This is a genomic window from Citrobacter sp. wls718 (assembly GCF_005280945.1).
Taxonomy (GTDB): Bacteria; Pseudomonadota; Gammaproteobacteria; order Enterobacterales; family Enterobacteriaceae; genus Citrobacter; species Citrobacter gillenii.
Genome location: NZ_SZWV01000021.1, coordinates 66,324 through 80,319 on the forward strand (window position 1 = coordinate 66,324; position 13,996 = coordinate 80,319).

Genomic DNA, 13,996 nt, shown 5'->3' on the forward strand with positions numbered 1-13,996 from the left:
TTTCGCCGTTGCTGGCGATCACCTCTTTGTACCAGTTGAAGCTTTTCTTGCGTGAACGCGACATATCTCCGGTGCCATCGTCGTGCTTGTTCACGTAAATAAAGCCGTAGCGTTTACTGTACTGACCGGTTGTGAACGACACGCAGTCAATGCAGCCCCACGGTGTGTAGCCCATCAAATCTACGCCATCGTACGTTACTGCTTTCATCATCTCTTCAACGTGGGCACGTAGATAGTCGATGCGATAGTCATCGTTGATGCTGCCATCTTCTTCTACTTTGTCGTACGCACCAAAGCCGTTTTCAACGATAAACAGCGGCTTCTGATAGCGTTCGTACAGCTCACATAAGGCATAGCGCAGGCCGACGGGATCTATCTGCCAGCCCCAGTCGGAGGCTTTAACGTGTGGGTTGGGGACGCTGCCTTCGAAGCCGGAAATCGCGTCACCGCTGCCACCTTCCGCTTTTACGGCGTTGGTCATGTAGTAGCTGAATCCGAGATAGTCGCAGGTGCCTTCACGCAGGATCTGTTTGTCGCCTGCTTCCATTTTGATATTGAATTCACGACGCTCCCATTCGTTCAGCACATAAGAGGGGTAATAACCGCGTAGCTGGACGTCGGTGAAGACGTAGCGTTCACGCATCGACTCCTGCGCAAACATCATATCCTCGGGTTTACAGGAGAAGGGGTACAGCGGCACCATCGCCAGCATGCAGCCGACTTTCATTTCAGGATTAATGCGCCGTGCCGCCTTCACCGCCAGCGCGCTGGCAACAAACTGGTGGTGCAGCACCTGATACAGCGTTTCTTCCGGGTTCTCATGCTCGGTGTACACCACGCCGGAACAGCAATAGCCAAACAGCGGCGCACGCCAGTTACGCTGGTTGTTGATCTCATTAAAGGTCATCCAATATTTGACCTTGTGCTTGTAGCGCTCAAAGACCACTTCGGCAAAACGAACGAAGAAATCGACCACTTTGCGGTTGGTCCAGCTACCGTACTGCTGTACCAGATGTAGCGGCATTTCGAAGTGGGAGAGGGTAATAACCGGCTCAATGTTGTACTTGAGCAGCTCGTCGAACATGTCGTCGTAAAACTTCAGCCCTTCTTCATTTGGCTGAGTTTCGTCACCTCGCGGGAAGATTCGGGTCCAGGCAATAGACGTACGGAAGCATTTGAAGCCCATTTCAGCAAACAGCTTTATGTCTTCTTTGTAATGACTGTAAAAATCGACGGCTTCGTGGTTTGGATAGTACTTGCCTGGAATGACGCTCTGGGTGATTTCGCGTGGAACACCGTGCGCGCCGCCGGTCAGCACGTCACAAATGCTTGGCCCTTTGCCGCCTTTGTTCCAGCCGCCTTCAACCTGATGCGCCGCAACCGCGCCACCCCATAAAAAATCTTTCGGTAAAGTCAGTTTTTTCATTTGCGCTCAGTCTCAAATTAATACCATTTGATTTTGAGTCTAACAAAGGAAAGTTAAATGTCACGATATAACAAAATAGGCTTAATGTGATTTGTTACATCAAAAAAACAGTTTGTTTTTTTATGCCAATTTTTTCGCCAGTTTGCGACCCAGTGACTCCAGAATATAAATTACGGGGATTTGTGTGGTTATATCATAGACCCCCGCAATGCGGGTTTGCGGCACATGCCAGGAGAGGTTAAAGTCGGCCAGTTTCGCCAGGCGTGAGTGCTCGTGGCTGGTAACCGACAACACTTTGCAGTTGTGGAGGCTAAACTGGCTGGCGAAACGCAGGATCTCCTCGGTTTCGCCGGAGACGGATAGGACAATTGCCAACGCGTTTCGGGCCATATCATTGGTTACCGGGAAATAGGGATCGTCAATATGGTTGCTGAATTTCCCGACATTTGAGAAAAATCTCGCACCATATTTAGCTAAGGCGCCGGATGTTCCCGCGCCAACGAATATAATACGCTCGGAGGACAATATAATATCAACAGCCTGATCGAGTAATGTGTCGAATTCGTCGTTATTCACGCCCTTAAAGAAGCTGATTATTTCGCTGGCACCGAAATTAGCCTGTTGCGGTTCATTCTGCTCTAAATATAATTTAAAGCGTACGCGAAACTCAGAGTAGCCCTCACAGTTAAGTTTGCGGCAAAAGCGCAGAACGGTGGTGGTTGAAACCCCTACGGCATCAGCCAGTTCGCGAATGGTCATGTACATGACTTTGTCACGGTTCTTGATGACATAGTTGTAGACCAACATCTCAAGATTGTTGAGACTGGCGATGGCGGCGTGGGAGAACATACTCACAATGGCAATACTCACTCATCAGACTTCATCTACAGGGAATAATAACATGCAGCCAAATGACATCACTTTTTTTCAGCGTTTCCAGGATGACATTCTGGCCGGACGCAAGACTATCACTATTCGCGATGAGTCTGAGTCCCACTTCAAAACCGGAGACATTCTGCGGGTTGGACGCTTCGAAGATGACGGTTACTTCTGCACTATAGAAGTGGTAAGCACCTCGACCGTGATGTTGGATACGCTGAGTGAAAAACATGCTCAGCAGGAAAATATGACCCTTGATGAGCTTAAACGTGTGATTACAGAGATCTATCCAAATCAGACGCAGTTTTATGTGATTGATTTTAAATGTGTTTAGCTTAAGGAGTGCGCTTGTTAGCTGAAAAATAAAATATAATTAATTGATTTTTATATGTTATTTATTAATCGATATTTATTTTAGCTAACATGTGTTCACTGGAACCATTCTCAGTTACGCTAGAAGCGCAATCACGAAAGTGTTCGTTTTTTGGGAGTAAGCTATGGTTCAGAAGCCATTAATTGCGCAGGGGTATTCTCTGGCAGAGGAAATCGCCAACAGCATCAGCCACGGTATTGGGCTGGTGTTTGGGATTATCGGACTGGTGCTGTTGCTGGTTCAGGCAGTAGATACCAATGCCAGTGCTATGGCCATTACCAGCTATAGCCTGTACGGCGGCAGCATGATTTTGCTGTTCCTGGCTTCAACCCTGTATCACGCGATACCCCATCAGCGAGCGAAACTCTGGCTGAAGAAATTTGACCATTGCGCTATTTATCTGCTGATTGCCGGAACCTATACGCCATTTCTGCTGGTGGGGCTGGACTCACCGTTGGCGCGTGGCCTCATGGTGGTGATCTGGAGCCTGGCGCTGCTCGGTATTCTGTTCAAATTGACCATTGCCCACCGCTTTAAAATTTTGTCGCTGGTGACCTATCTGACCATGGGCTGGCTGTCATTGATTGTGGTGTATCAACTGGCGGTTAAACTGGCTGCTGGGGGCGTAACGCTGCTGGCGGTAGGTGGCGTGGTCTATTCACTGGGCGTCATTTTCTACGTCTGCAAACGTATCCCTTACAACCATGCAATCTGGCATGGATTCGTGCTGGGTGGCAGCGTGTGCCATTTCCTGGCCATCTATCTGTACGTGGGGCAGGCGTAATCATCATTGCCTGGTGGCGCTGCGCTTACCGGGCCTACAAAACCCTCGACCCGGTAAGGTGAAGTCGCTACCTGGCGATTTACTCTTCCAGCGAATACGGCAGCGGTACTATATGCAGCGTTTTCGCGTCGTCGCGCACGCGGAATACGCTGTCGGCTTCCATGTCGTTATTCATCACCACCTGCACCAGTACCTGACCGTCCGCCAGTTGTACTGCCGCAAGTACGGTGCCGGTTCGGCGCCAGTTCTCTCCCATTTTCAGTTCCAGGTCTTCACCCGCTTCCGGCACCCGGCTGGCTGAACCTGCCAGTGTCCACAGCGCTCGTTTGTTAGCGCCGCGGAATTTCGCCCGTGCGACCATTTCCTGACCGGTATAGCAGCCTTTTTTGAAGCTGATCCCACCCAAGGCCTGCAGGTTGGTAGCCTGTGGAATGAACTGCCCGCTGTTGGCGGTATCAATTACTGCGATACCGGCTTCGATATCCAGTGCCAGCCACTGTTGGCTGTTGTTCAACTCTGCTTCACCACGCAGTTTTTCTACCAGCGTTTCCGCCGTGGCTGCATCGGTAATCAGCAGGAAGCGTTCGGCCGGGTGTTCAAACCACAATATCGTAGAAGAGCCTTCGGTAATCACCTGCTTATCGCGGGTTGGCAGTTCGCTAAAGAGATTGTCCAGCGCGGCACGCGCCTGGAATCCGGCAACGCCCAGCAGCACGCGTTCGTCGTCCGGCGCAATCACCACTTTTGAGAAGACGGCATATTTTTTCAGTTCGGTAAGCTGGGCATCGCGCAGGCTACGGCGCTCAAGCCACGCGAAGCCTTCACCCAGGCGGAAGAGGCGCAGGTTGCTCCACATTTTGCCTTTGGCATCACAGTGGGCAGCCAGCACATGCTGATGTTCGGTCAGCTGACTGACATCAGCAGTAACTTGGCCCTGAATATACTTCTCACTGTCGGTGCCGGTAATGGTCGCGAGTGCCCAGTCATCAAGCGTCATCAGCGTCAGAGGCAAACGTGTTGACGCACAAGGCTGACGAGGAGGAAAAGATGTAAAAGCCATAATAATGTCCTGATTTGCTTAACGCAGTAATAATGACTAATGGTAAAAGAGCTATGGCCCATTGCAAGCGGTTTAAACATCCTATTTGTGCCATATTTTAAGCTTTGCGAGGAGACATCCATAATTGATGAACCCTTTGACTTAATGTGGTTTTATTTAGCGATCGTGCTTCCGTTTACTGATATTCCCGTAAAAGAGCGTGAAAAACACGTTACAATAGCCGGGTACTTCGTTTTCGCGAGACAGGAAGAAGAACATGGATATTAACAACAAAGCACGTATTCATTGGGCATGCCGTCGCGGTATGCGTGAGCTGGACATTTCGATCATGCCGTTTTTCGAACATGAGTATGACAACTTAAGTGATGACGAAAAGCGCATTTTTATCCGTTTGCTGGAATGTGATGACCCCGATTTATTTAACTGGTTGATGAATCACGGGAAGCCGGCTGATGCACAGCTGGAGCAAATGGTACGGCTTATCCAGACACGGAATCGGGAACGTGGTCCAGTGGCAATCTGATTTACGCGTCTCCTGGCGCGCACAGTGGATTTCGTTGCTCATTCATGGGCTAGTGGCGGTGCTTATTTTATTGATGCCATGGCCACTGAGTTACACCCCTTTATGGTTGATTTTGCTCTCTCTGGTGGTGTTCGATTGCGTGCGCAGTCAGCGCCGTATCAACGCTTGTCAGGGAGAGATTAGACTATTGATGGATGGCCGCCTGCGTTGGCAAGGGCAAGAGTGGTCGATTGTTAGCGCACCCTGGATGATAAAAACGGGCATGATGTTGCGTTTGCGGTCAAGTACAGGAAAGCGTCAGCATCTGTGGCTGGCGGCGGACAGCATGGATGATGCTGAATGGCGGGATTTGCGTCGGTTGATATTACAACCGTCAATGCAGAAATAGCGCTGACGGTAAGGTTACAGACCTTCACCGTCAGTCAGCAGAAGCTCAGGACCAGTGTTCGGCCATTTCGCCAAGAATTTGCTCACACCATGCCTGGATGCGTTCATCGCTAAGATCGTACTGGTTGGTTTCATCCAGGGCAAGGCCGACAAACAGTTGCCCATCGGCAATAACAGGTTTATCGCTGGTAAATTCGTAGCCTTCTGTTGGCCAGTAACCGACAAACTTCACCCCTTTCGTGACCAGCTTGTCGTGCAGCATTCCCAGCGCATCCAGGAACCATTCACCGTAACCCAACTGATCGCCCATGCCGTAGAGAGCAACAATTTTGCCTTCCAGGTTGAGGTCATCCAACTGATCCCAGACGGCTTCCCAGTCCTCCTGGATTTCGCCGAAATCCCAGGTTGGGATACCTAAAATGAGCACGTCGTACTGCTCCATTAAGGTCGGAGAATCATCCTTGAAGTTGTGTAATGTCACCAGCTCGGGACCAAGAATATCGCGGATTTTCTCTGCTGCCATCTCGGTGTAGCACGTGCTGGAACCGTAAAAAAGACCCATGTTCATTACTAAACGTCTCAATTCTGCTGTAGCGTTGCGCGTAGTGTATCAGAATCGCCGCAATCACGGCACAATGAGGCATAATGCATCAAAAATGAGAATGAAATAAGGGGCGCGAGTGGAACAAGATCTGGCGCGCATCGAGCAATTTCTTGATGCCCTGTGGCTGGAACGCAATCTGGCGGAAAACACATTAAGTGCGTATCGTCGCGATCTAACCATGCTTGTTGAATGGCTACACCATCGCGGTGTTTCTCTGACGACGGTACAGAGCGATGACCTGCAAGCACTGCTGGCCGAGCGAATGGAGGGGGGGTATAAAGCCACCAGTTCCGCGCGTTTGTTAAGTGCAATGCGGCGATTTTTTCAACATCTCTATCGCGAGAAATTCCGCGATGATGATCCCAGCGCTTCGCTGGCTTCACCTAAGCTACCACAGCGTTTGCCAAAAGATCTCAGTGAGGCGCAGGTCGAGCGACTGCTGCAGACCCCGCTGATTGACCAGCCGCTGGAACTCCGAGACAAAGCCATGCTCGAAGTCTTATATGCCACCGGTTTGCGCGTTTCTGAGCTGGTGGGGCTGACGATGAGTGATGTCAGCCTGCGTCAGGGCGTTGTGCGGGTCATTGGTAAAGGTAATAAAGAGCGGCTGGTACCGTTGGGTGAAGAGGCTGTGTATTGGCTGGAAACCTATCTGGAGCACGGACGACCATGGTTGCTCAATGGCGTCTCCATTGATGTGCTGTTTCCCAGCCAGCGTGCGCAGCAGATGACACGCCAGACCTTCTGGCATCGAATTAAACACTATGCTGTGTTAGCGGGAATAGACAGCGAGAAGCTGTCGCCGCACGTACTGCGGCATGCTTTTGCCACGCATTTGCTTAACCATGGCGCTGATTTGCGCGTGGTGCAGATGCTGCTTGGTCATAGCGATCTCTCTACCACACAAATTTATACCCATGTCGCAACGGAGCGCTTGCGTCAATTACATCAACAGCATCACCCGCGTGCGTGAGTGCTGACAGGAAAGGATAGGTTATGAAAAAAAGTTTTATGATGCTCACCCTGCTGGCGACGGCGTTTTCAGGCATGGTGCAGGCAGACGACGCGGCGATTCGTCAGTCATTAACGAAGCTGGGTGTACAAAGCACTGAAATTCAACCTGCTCCGATTGCGGGAATGAAAACTGTACTGACCAACAGCGGCGTGCTGTACGTCACCGAAGACGGCAAGCATATTATTCAGGGACCGATGTATGACGTGAGCGGTGCAAGTCCGGTTAACGTCACCAATCAACTGCTGATGAAGCAGCTGAACGCGCTGGAAAAAGAGATGATCATCTATAAAGCGCCGCAGGAAAAACACGTTATTACCATTTTCACCGACATCACCTGCGGCTATTGCCACAAGCTGCATGAAGAGATGAAAGACTACAACGCACTGGGAATTACCGTGCGTTATCTGGCCTTCCCTCGCCAGGGACTGGAAAGCCAGGCTGAGCAGGACATGAAATCCATCTGGTGTGCGTCAGATAAAAACAAAGCGTTTGATGATGCCATGGCGGGTAAAAGCGTGAAGCCAGCAACTTGTAATGTGGATATTGCTGACCATTACGCGCTGGGTGTGCAGTTTGGTGTAAGCGGCACGCCGGCGATCGTTCTGAGCAATGGCTATGTTGTTCCTGGCTATCAGGGACCGAAAGAGATGAAAGCGTTCCTCGACGCGCACCAAAAACAGACCAGCGGTAAATAATTCGCGTGAAACAACAGATACAACTTCGTCGTCGTGAAGCCGACGAGACTAGCGACCTGCCTGCCGATCTGCCGCCGCTGTTGCGTCGTTTGTACGCCAGCCGCGGTGTGCGTAGCGCGCAGGAGCTTGAGCGTAGCGTCAAAGGCATGTTGCCGTGGCAGCAATTGAGCGGTGTCGAAAAGGCGGTGGAGATCCTCTATAACGCTTTTCGTGAAGGCACCCGCATTATCGTGGTGGGGGATTTTGACGCCGATGGCGCAACCAGCACGGCGCTGAGCATTCTGGCGATGCGAGCATTGGGATGTAGCAACATTGACTACCTGGTGCCCAACCGTTTTGAAGACGGTTATGGTTTGAGCCCGGAGGTGGTGGATCAGGCACATGCCCGCGGCGCTCAGCTGATCGTCACCGTCGACAACGGCATCTCTTCCCATGCCGGCGTTGAACATGCCAGAACGCTGGGGATCCCGGTAGTGGTTACCGATCACCACCTGCCCGGCGATACCCTGCCGGGTGCAGTGGCGATTATTAATCCTAACCTGCACGACTGTACGTTCCCGTCGAAATCACTGGCGGGCGTCGGCGTGGCTTTTTATCTGATGCTGGCACTGCGTACTTTTCTTCGTGATAAGGGCTGGTTTGATGAGCGAGCTATCACCCCGCCAAACCTCGCAGATCTGCTTGATCTGGTTGCGCTAGGTACGGTGGCCGATGTTGTCCCGCTGGACGCTAATAACCGCATCCTGACGTGGCAAGGCTTGAGCCGTATTCGCGCAGGGAAATGTCGTCCTGGCATTAAAGCGCTGCTTGAGATTTCAAATCGCGACCCGCAGAAATTGGCCGCCAGCGATTTAGGCTTTGCGCTGGGGCCACGCCTGAATGCGGCAGGCCGCCTGGATGATATGTCTGTTGGCGTGGCGCTGTTGCTGTGCGACAACATTGGCGACGCGCGGGTGCTTGCCAGTGAACTGGACGCGCTCAACCAGACGCGGAAAGAGATAGAGCAGGGCATGCAGACGGAAGCGCTGACCCTGTGCGAGAAGCTTGAGCGCAGCAGCGAGACGCTGCCTGGCGGGCTGGCGATGTATCACCCCGAGTGGCATCAGGGCGTGGTAGGGATCCTGGCGTCACGCATTAAAGAGCGTTTTCACCGTCCGGTGATCGCCTTTGCACCAGCTGGAGACGGCACCCTTAAAGGGTCGGGGCGCTCGATTCAGGGCCTGCACATGCGAGATGCACTGGAGCGACTGGATACCCTTTACCCGGGCATGATCCTTAAGTTCGGCGGCCACGCCATGGCGGCAGGATTATCGCTGGAAGAAGCACAGTTTGAGTGCTTCCAGCAGCGTTTTGGCGAGCTGGTGACCGAGTGGCTCGATCCCGCCTTACTGCAGGGCGAAGTGGTCTCCGATGGCCCGCTAAGCGCGGCGGAGATGACCATGGAAGTCGCACAAATGCTGCGTGATGCAGGACCGTGGGGGCAAATGTTCCCGGAGCCGCTGTTTGATGGGCGCTTTCGCCTGCTTCAGCAGCGTCTGGTTGGCGAGCGTCATCTGAAGGTGATGGTTGAGCCCGTCGACGGCGGACCGCTGCTGGACGGTATTGCGTTTAACGTTGATACCGCTATCTGGCCGGATAACGGCGTTCGTGAAGTCACGCTGGCCTATAAGCTGGATATTAACGAGTTTCGCGGCAACCGCTCATTGCAAATTATTATCGATAATATCTGGCCACTTTAGCGTCACTATATCTATAAAAAAGAGCGTGGATTGGTTACAATCCCGCTCTTATAACCGCATTTTGACTCGTCCAATAAAAGAAAACAGACCATGTTTGAAATTAATCCGGTAAATAACCGCATTCAGGACCTCACGGAACGCTCTGACGTTCTTAGGGGGTATCTTTGACTATGATGCCAAGAAAGAGCGTCTGGAAGAAGTAAACGCCGAGCTGGAACAGCCGGACGTCTGGAACGAACCCGAACGCGCGCAGGCGCTGGGCAAAGAACGTTCTTCCCTTGAGGCCATTGTCGACACGCTCGACCAAATGAGCCAGGGCCTGGAAGATGTCTCCGGCCTGTTAGAACTGGCTATAGAAGCCGACGACGAAGAAACCTTTAACGAAGCCGTTGCCGAACTCGATACGCTGGAAGAAAAGCTGGCGCAGCTGGAGTTCCGTCGTATGTTCTCCGGTGAATATGACAGCGCAGATTGCTATCTCGATATTCAGGCCGGTTCTGGCGGCACCGAAGCGCAGGACTGGGCCAGCATGCTGATGCGCATGTATCTGCGTTGGGCTGAAGCACGCGGCTTTAAGACTGAAATTATTGAAGAATCTGAAGGTGAAGTGGCGGGTATTAAATCCGTGACCATCAGAATCGCTGGCGAATATGCTTACGGCTGGCTGCGTACTGAAACCGGCGTACACCGCCTGGTACGTAAGAGTCCGTTTGACTCCGGCGGTCGCCGCCATACGTCGTTCAGCTCTGCATTTGTCTACCCGGAAGTTGACGATGACATTGATATCGAAATCAACCCGGCAGACCTGCGCATCGATGTTTACCGCGCTTCAGGTGCGGGTGGTCAGCACGTTAACCGTACAGAATCTGCGGTGCGTATTACCCACATCCCGACCGGGATTGTGACACAGTGCCAGAACGACCGTTCCCAGCACAAGAACAAAGACCAGGCCATGAAGCAGATGAAAGCGAAGCTTTATGAACTGGAAATGCAGAAGAAGAATGCCGAGAAGCAGGCGATGGAAGACACCAAGTCCGACATCGGCTGGGGTAGCCAGATTCGTTCTTATGTCCTGGATGACTCCCGCATCAAAGATCTGCGTACCGGGGTTGAAACCCGTAACACGCAGGCGGTGCTGGATGGCAGCCTGGATCAATTTATCGAAGCAAGTTTGAAAGCAGGGTTATGAGGAACCAACATGTCTGAACAACACGCACAGGGCGCTGACGCGGTAGCCGACCTTAACAATGAACTGAAAACGCGCCGTGAGAAGCTGGCTAACCTGCGCGAGCAGGGGATCCCGTTCCCGAACGATTTCCGTCGCGATCACACCTCAGACCAACTGCACGCTGACTTCGACGCGAAAGAAAACGAAGAGCTGGAAGCGCTGAACATTGAGGTATCCGTTGCCGGTCGTATGATGACCCGCCGCATTATGGGGAAAGCCTCATTCGTTACGCTGCAGGACGTTGGTGGCCGCATTCAGCTGTACGTTGCGCGTGACGATCTGCCGGAAGGCATTTACAACGAGCAGTTCAAAAAATGGGATCTGGGCGATATCCTCGGCGCGAAAGGTAAGTTGTTTAAGACTAAAACCGGCGAGCTGTCCATCCATTGCACCGAGCTGCGTCTGCTGACTAAAGCGCTGCGTCCGCTGCCGGACAAATTCCACGGCCTGCAGGATCAGGAAGCGCGTTACCGTCAGCGCTACCTGGATCTCATCTCTAACGATGAATCTCGCAATACCTTTAAAGTGCGCTCACAGATCATGGCGGGTATTCGTCAGTTCATGGTTGGCCGTGGCTTTATGGAAGTGGAAACCCCGATGATGCAGGTGATCCCTGGCGGTGCCGCTGCACGCCCGTTCATCACCCATCATAACGCGCTGGATCTGGACATGTACCTGCGTATTGCGCCGGAACTGTACCTCAAGCGTCTGGTGGTTGGCGGCTTCGAACGTGTGTTCGAAATTAACCGTAACTTCCGTAACGAAGGCATCTCCGTTCGTCATAACCCAGAGTTCACCATGATGGAACTCTATATGGCTTATGCGGACTACAAAGACCTGATCGAATTGACCGAATCGCTGTTCCGCACGCTGGCGCAGGACGTTCTGGGAACCACCGAAGTGCCTTACGGCGAAGAAGTCTTCGACTTTGGTAAACCGTTCGAAAAACTGACCATGCGTGAAGCCATTCAGAAATACCGTCCGGAAACCAACATGGCGGATCTGGACAACTTCGACTCTGCTAAAGCGATAGCTGAATCTATCGGCATCAAGGTTGAGAAGAGCTGGGGTCTGGGTCGTATCGTGACGGAGATCTTTGAAGAAGTGGCGGAAGCGCACCTGATTCAGCCGACCTTCATTACCGAGTACCCGGCAGAGGTTTCTCCGTTGGCTCGTCGTAACGATGACAACCCGGAAATTACTGACCGCTTCGAATTCTTCATTGGTGGACGCGAAATCGGTAACGGTTTCAGCGAGCTGAACGATGCAGAAGATCAGGCGCAGCGTTTCCAGGATCAGGTTAACGCCAAAGATGCGGGCGATGACGAAGCGATGTTCTACGACGAAGACTACGTTACCGCTCTGGAACACGGTCTGCCGCCGACAGCCGGTCTGGGGATTGGTATCGACCGTATGGTTATGCTGTTCACCAACAGCCATACCATCCGTGACGTGATCCTGTTCCCGGCGATGCGTCCGGTTAAATAAGATGTGAAATGCCGGATAGCGCCACGCTTTTCCGGCCTACGATAAGCATGATTTGTAGGCCGGATAAAACGCTTTCGCGTTGCCATCCGGCAATCAATTACGGTTAGCAAACTCGCGTAATAATTCGCGCGCTTTATCGTTAGAGGCCTGCATTACCATCCACGGGCTGAAGGCCCACGGCGTGGCATCCAGCGCACGTAAGACATCCTCAAGTTCACTCCACTGCTCATCCATTACTTCATCCGTGTTTGGCCGTCGCGCACTGATAACTCGTGCGGCATAGACCGGGCAAACTTCGTTTTCCACAATCCCACTGGGGTCTGCAGCGCGGTAACGAAAACCAGGATACACGGGCGTGAGTTCGGCTACCTCCACACACAGTTCGAAACGAGCGCGACGGATGATGGCGTCTGCAGTAGTTTCACCGGACTGCGGATGGCCGCAGACCGAGTTAGTCCAGACGCCTGGCCAGGCTTTTTTGTGTAGCGAACGCCGAGTCACCAACAGTTGACCCTGGTCGTTAAAGAGCCAGCAGGAGAAGGCAGAGTGTAGGGGCGTTGTAGCGGTATGCGCCGCATACTTTTCCAGTGTTCCGCAGGGCTGGTCCTGCTCATTCAATAAAATGACATGTTCCTGTCGCATCGCATCCACCATTAATCTTGAGCATCACTATTATATGCCTAATTGTGGCCGATTGATTATCCGTCGGTGTGAAATGCCTGAACGGACGATTCGTGCCGCGATATGATTTGGCATCCGGCATCGGACTGCTATGATAAAGCGTCTTAAAATGTTGCGAGGAATTGTTTTGAGTGCGGGACGCCTGATGAGAAAACGCTTTGTTATCACAATAATGTTGCTGAGCAGCCTGATCGTCGCGGGATGTTCAAGCTCATCTGATTCCGGTTCTGGTTCTACCTATACCGTTAAGCGGGGAGACACGCTGTATGGTATTTCACGTGCGACAGGGACCAGCGTCAAAGAGATCGCGCGCCTGAACAACATTTCTCCCCCCTATACCATAGAAGTTGGGCAAAAGCTTAAGGTCAGCGGTGGCGCGAAAACCAGCACGGCATCGGCGAAAACAAAATCTAAATCGAAATCCTCCACCAAAACGGCAGCAGTCAGACCGTCTTCTTCTGTGCCACAGTCATCCTGGCCACCGGTAGGGCAACGCTGTTGGCAGTGGCCAGCGAGTGGGAAGGTGATATTGCCATACTCCACGGCTGAAGGTGGCAACAAGGGGATTGATATCTCTGCCGCGCGCGGCACGCCTGTTTATGCGGCTGGAGCCGGGAAGGTGGTCTATGTCGGCAATCAGCTGCGTGGCTACGGCAACCTCGTGATGATAAAACATGGCGAAGATTACATTACCGCCTACGCCCATAACGATACGCTGTTGGTTAACAACGGGCAAACAGTGAAAGCCGGGCAGAAAATTGCCACCATGGGCAGCTCTGATGCGGCTTCGGTGCGCCTGCATTTCCAGATCCGTTATCGCGCTACGGCTATCGATCCGCAGCGCTATTTGCCGCCGCAGGGCAGCAAGCCAAAATGCTGACGGTGAATTAATCGCCAGTCAGTCGATCAGCCCCTTGCCAGGAAGTGTGTAAGGTTTATAATCCCTTACGCACTTCAATGCGGGCGTAGTTCAATGGTAGAACGAGAGCTTCCCAAGCTCTATACGAGGGTTCGATTCCCTTCGCCCGCTCCATGACCTTTCTTAAAGTACTCCAACTTACTGAATCCTAAGGGATACAGCTTTAAGCCTTCCGCTAGGGAAGGTGCGAATAAG

At 52.3% G+C, this 13,996-nt stretch carries 15 protein-coding genes and 1 tRNA gene; 11 read left to right on the forward strand and 5 right to left on the reverse strand.

The features are described 5' to 3' along the window. The coding region (locus FDW95_RS04405) for a 6-phospho-beta-glucosidase (protein ID WP_137363423.1) at positions 1–1,426 on the reverse strand (1,426 nt) is incomplete at its 3' end. Between the two features lie 120 nt (positions 1,427–1,546). Continuing rightward, positions 1,547–2,275, reverse strand: a complete 729-nt coding sequence (locus FDW95_RS04410; protein ID WP_115259901.1) for a MurR/RpiR family transcriptional regulator — start codon at positions 2,273–2,275, stop codon at positions 1,547–1,549. Positions 2,276–2,327: 52 nt separating this feature from the next. Here FDW95_RS04410 and yqfB point away from each other — a divergent pair, with 52 nt between their 5' ends. Continuing rightward, positions 2,328–2,639 carry a N(4)-acetylcytidine aminohydrolase gene (yqfB, locus tag FDW95_RS04415; protein ID WP_115257539.1) on the forward strand — a complete coding sequence of 104 codons (312 nt, stop codon included), beginning with the start codon at positions 2,328–2,330 and terminating at the stop codon, positions 2,637–2,639. Positions 2,640–2,802: 163 nt separating this feature from the next. Further along, a complete protein-coding gene (locus FDW95_RS04420; protein ID WP_096755796.1) occupies positions 2,803–3,462 on the forward strand; it encodes a hemolysin III family protein in 660 nt (219 codons plus the stop codon). A gap of 79 nt (positions 3,463–3,541) precedes the next feature. On the opposite strand, the gene ygfZ is transcribed toward FDW95_RS04420, so the two are convergent. After that, complete coding sequence (gene ygfZ, locus FDW95_RS04425) at positions 3,542–4,522, reverse strand: tRNA-modifying protein YgfZ (RefSeq protein ID WP_115257540.1); 981 nt, start codon at positions 4,520–4,522, stop codon at positions 3,542–3,544. A 256-nt stretch (positions 4,523–4,778) separates the two neighbouring features. Between ygfZ and sdhE the strand changes: the two genes are divergently transcribed. Together sdhE and FDW95_RS04440 are read left to right on the forward strand one after the other, a co-directional pair. Then, positions 4,779–5,045: an FAD assembly factor SdhE gene (sdhE, locus tag FDW95_RS04435; RefSeq protein ID WP_096755798.1), complete on the forward strand. Its 267-nt coding sequence runs from the start codon at positions 4,779–4,781 to the stop codon at positions 5,043–5,045. Next, entirely contained in the window at positions 5,026–5,433 is a 408-nt protein-coding gene (locus FDW95_RS04440; RefSeq protein WP_096755799.1) for a protein YgfX, read from the forward strand. Before sdhE ends, FDW95_RS04440 begins: the two co-directional genes overlap by 20 nt. 45 nt (positions 5,434–5,478) lie before the next feature. Here FDW95_RS04440 and fldB read toward each other — a convergent pair whose 3' ends face one another. Next, entirely contained in the window at positions 5,479–6,000 is a 522-nt protein-coding gene (fldB, locus tag FDW95_RS04445) for a flavodoxin FldB (protein ID WP_115257542.1), read from the reverse strand. Positions 6,001–6,112: 112 nt separating this feature from the next. Between fldB and xerD the strand changes: the two genes are divergently transcribed. From xerD to lysS, 5 genes are all read left to right on the forward strand, one after another. Next, the gene (gene xerD / locus FDW95_RS04450) at positions 6,113–7,009 is read left to right on the forward strand and encodes a site-specific tyrosine recombinase XerD (RefSeq protein WP_096755801.1); all 897 of its coding nucleotides are present in this window, start codon (positions 6,113–6,115) and stop codon (positions 7,007–7,009) included. Positions 7,010–7,032: 23 nt separating this feature from the next. Continuing rightward, positions 7,033–7,746, forward strand: coding sequence for a bifunctional protein-disulfide isomerase/oxidoreductase DsbC (dsbC, locus tag FDW95_RS04455; RefSeq protein ID WP_096755802.1), 714 nt, complete (start codon positions 7,033–7,035; stop codon positions 7,744–7,746). 5 nt (positions 7,747–7,751) lie between these two features. Then, on the forward strand, positions 7,752–9,485 hold the full coding sequence (gene recJ / locus FDW95_RS04460) for a single-stranded-DNA-specific exonuclease RecJ (protein WP_115257543.1): 1,734 nt from the start codon (positions 7,752–7,754) through the stop codon (positions 9,483–9,485). 90 nt (positions 9,486–9,575) lie between these two features. After that, positions 9,576–10,674 (forward strand): peptide chain release factor 2 gene (prfB, locus tag FDW95_RS04465; protein WP_115257544.1). Its coding sequence is split into 2 segments (ribosomal slippage): positions 9,576–9,650 and positions 9,652–10,674, totalling 1,098 coding nucleotides; the frame shifts between segments, so codons are not numbered across the junction. A 9-nt stretch (positions 10,675–10,683) separates the two neighbouring features. Next, positions 10,684–12,201, forward strand: a complete 1,518-nt coding sequence (lysS, locus tag FDW95_RS04470; RefSeq protein ID WP_096755805.1) for a lysine--tRNA ligase — start codon at positions 10,684–10,686, stop codon at positions 12,199–12,201. Positions 12,202–12,294: 93 nt separating this feature from the next. On the opposite strand, the gene idi is transcribed toward lysS, so the two are convergent. Beyond that, positions 12,295–12,843 carry an isopentenyl-diphosphate Delta-isomerase gene (gene idi / locus FDW95_RS04475; RefSeq protein WP_115257545.1) on the reverse strand — a complete coding sequence of 183 codons (549 nt, stop codon included), beginning with the start codon at positions 12,841–12,843 and terminating at the stop codon, positions 12,295–12,297. Positions 12,844–13,003: 160 nt separating this feature from the next. Here idi and actS point away from each other — a divergent pair, with 160 nt between their 5' ends. Further along, positions 13,004–13,762 carry an amidase activator ActS gene (gene actS, locus FDW95_RS04480; RefSeq protein ID WP_168246980.1) on the forward strand — a complete coding sequence of 253 codons (759 nt, stop codon included), beginning with the start codon at positions 13,004–13,006 and terminating at the stop codon, positions 13,760–13,762. Positions 13,763–13,841: 79 nt separating this feature from the next. Continuing rightward, positions 13,842–13,915, forward strand: a tRNA-Gly gene (locus FDW95_RS04485). Positions 13,916–13,996 lie beyond the last annotated feature (81 nt).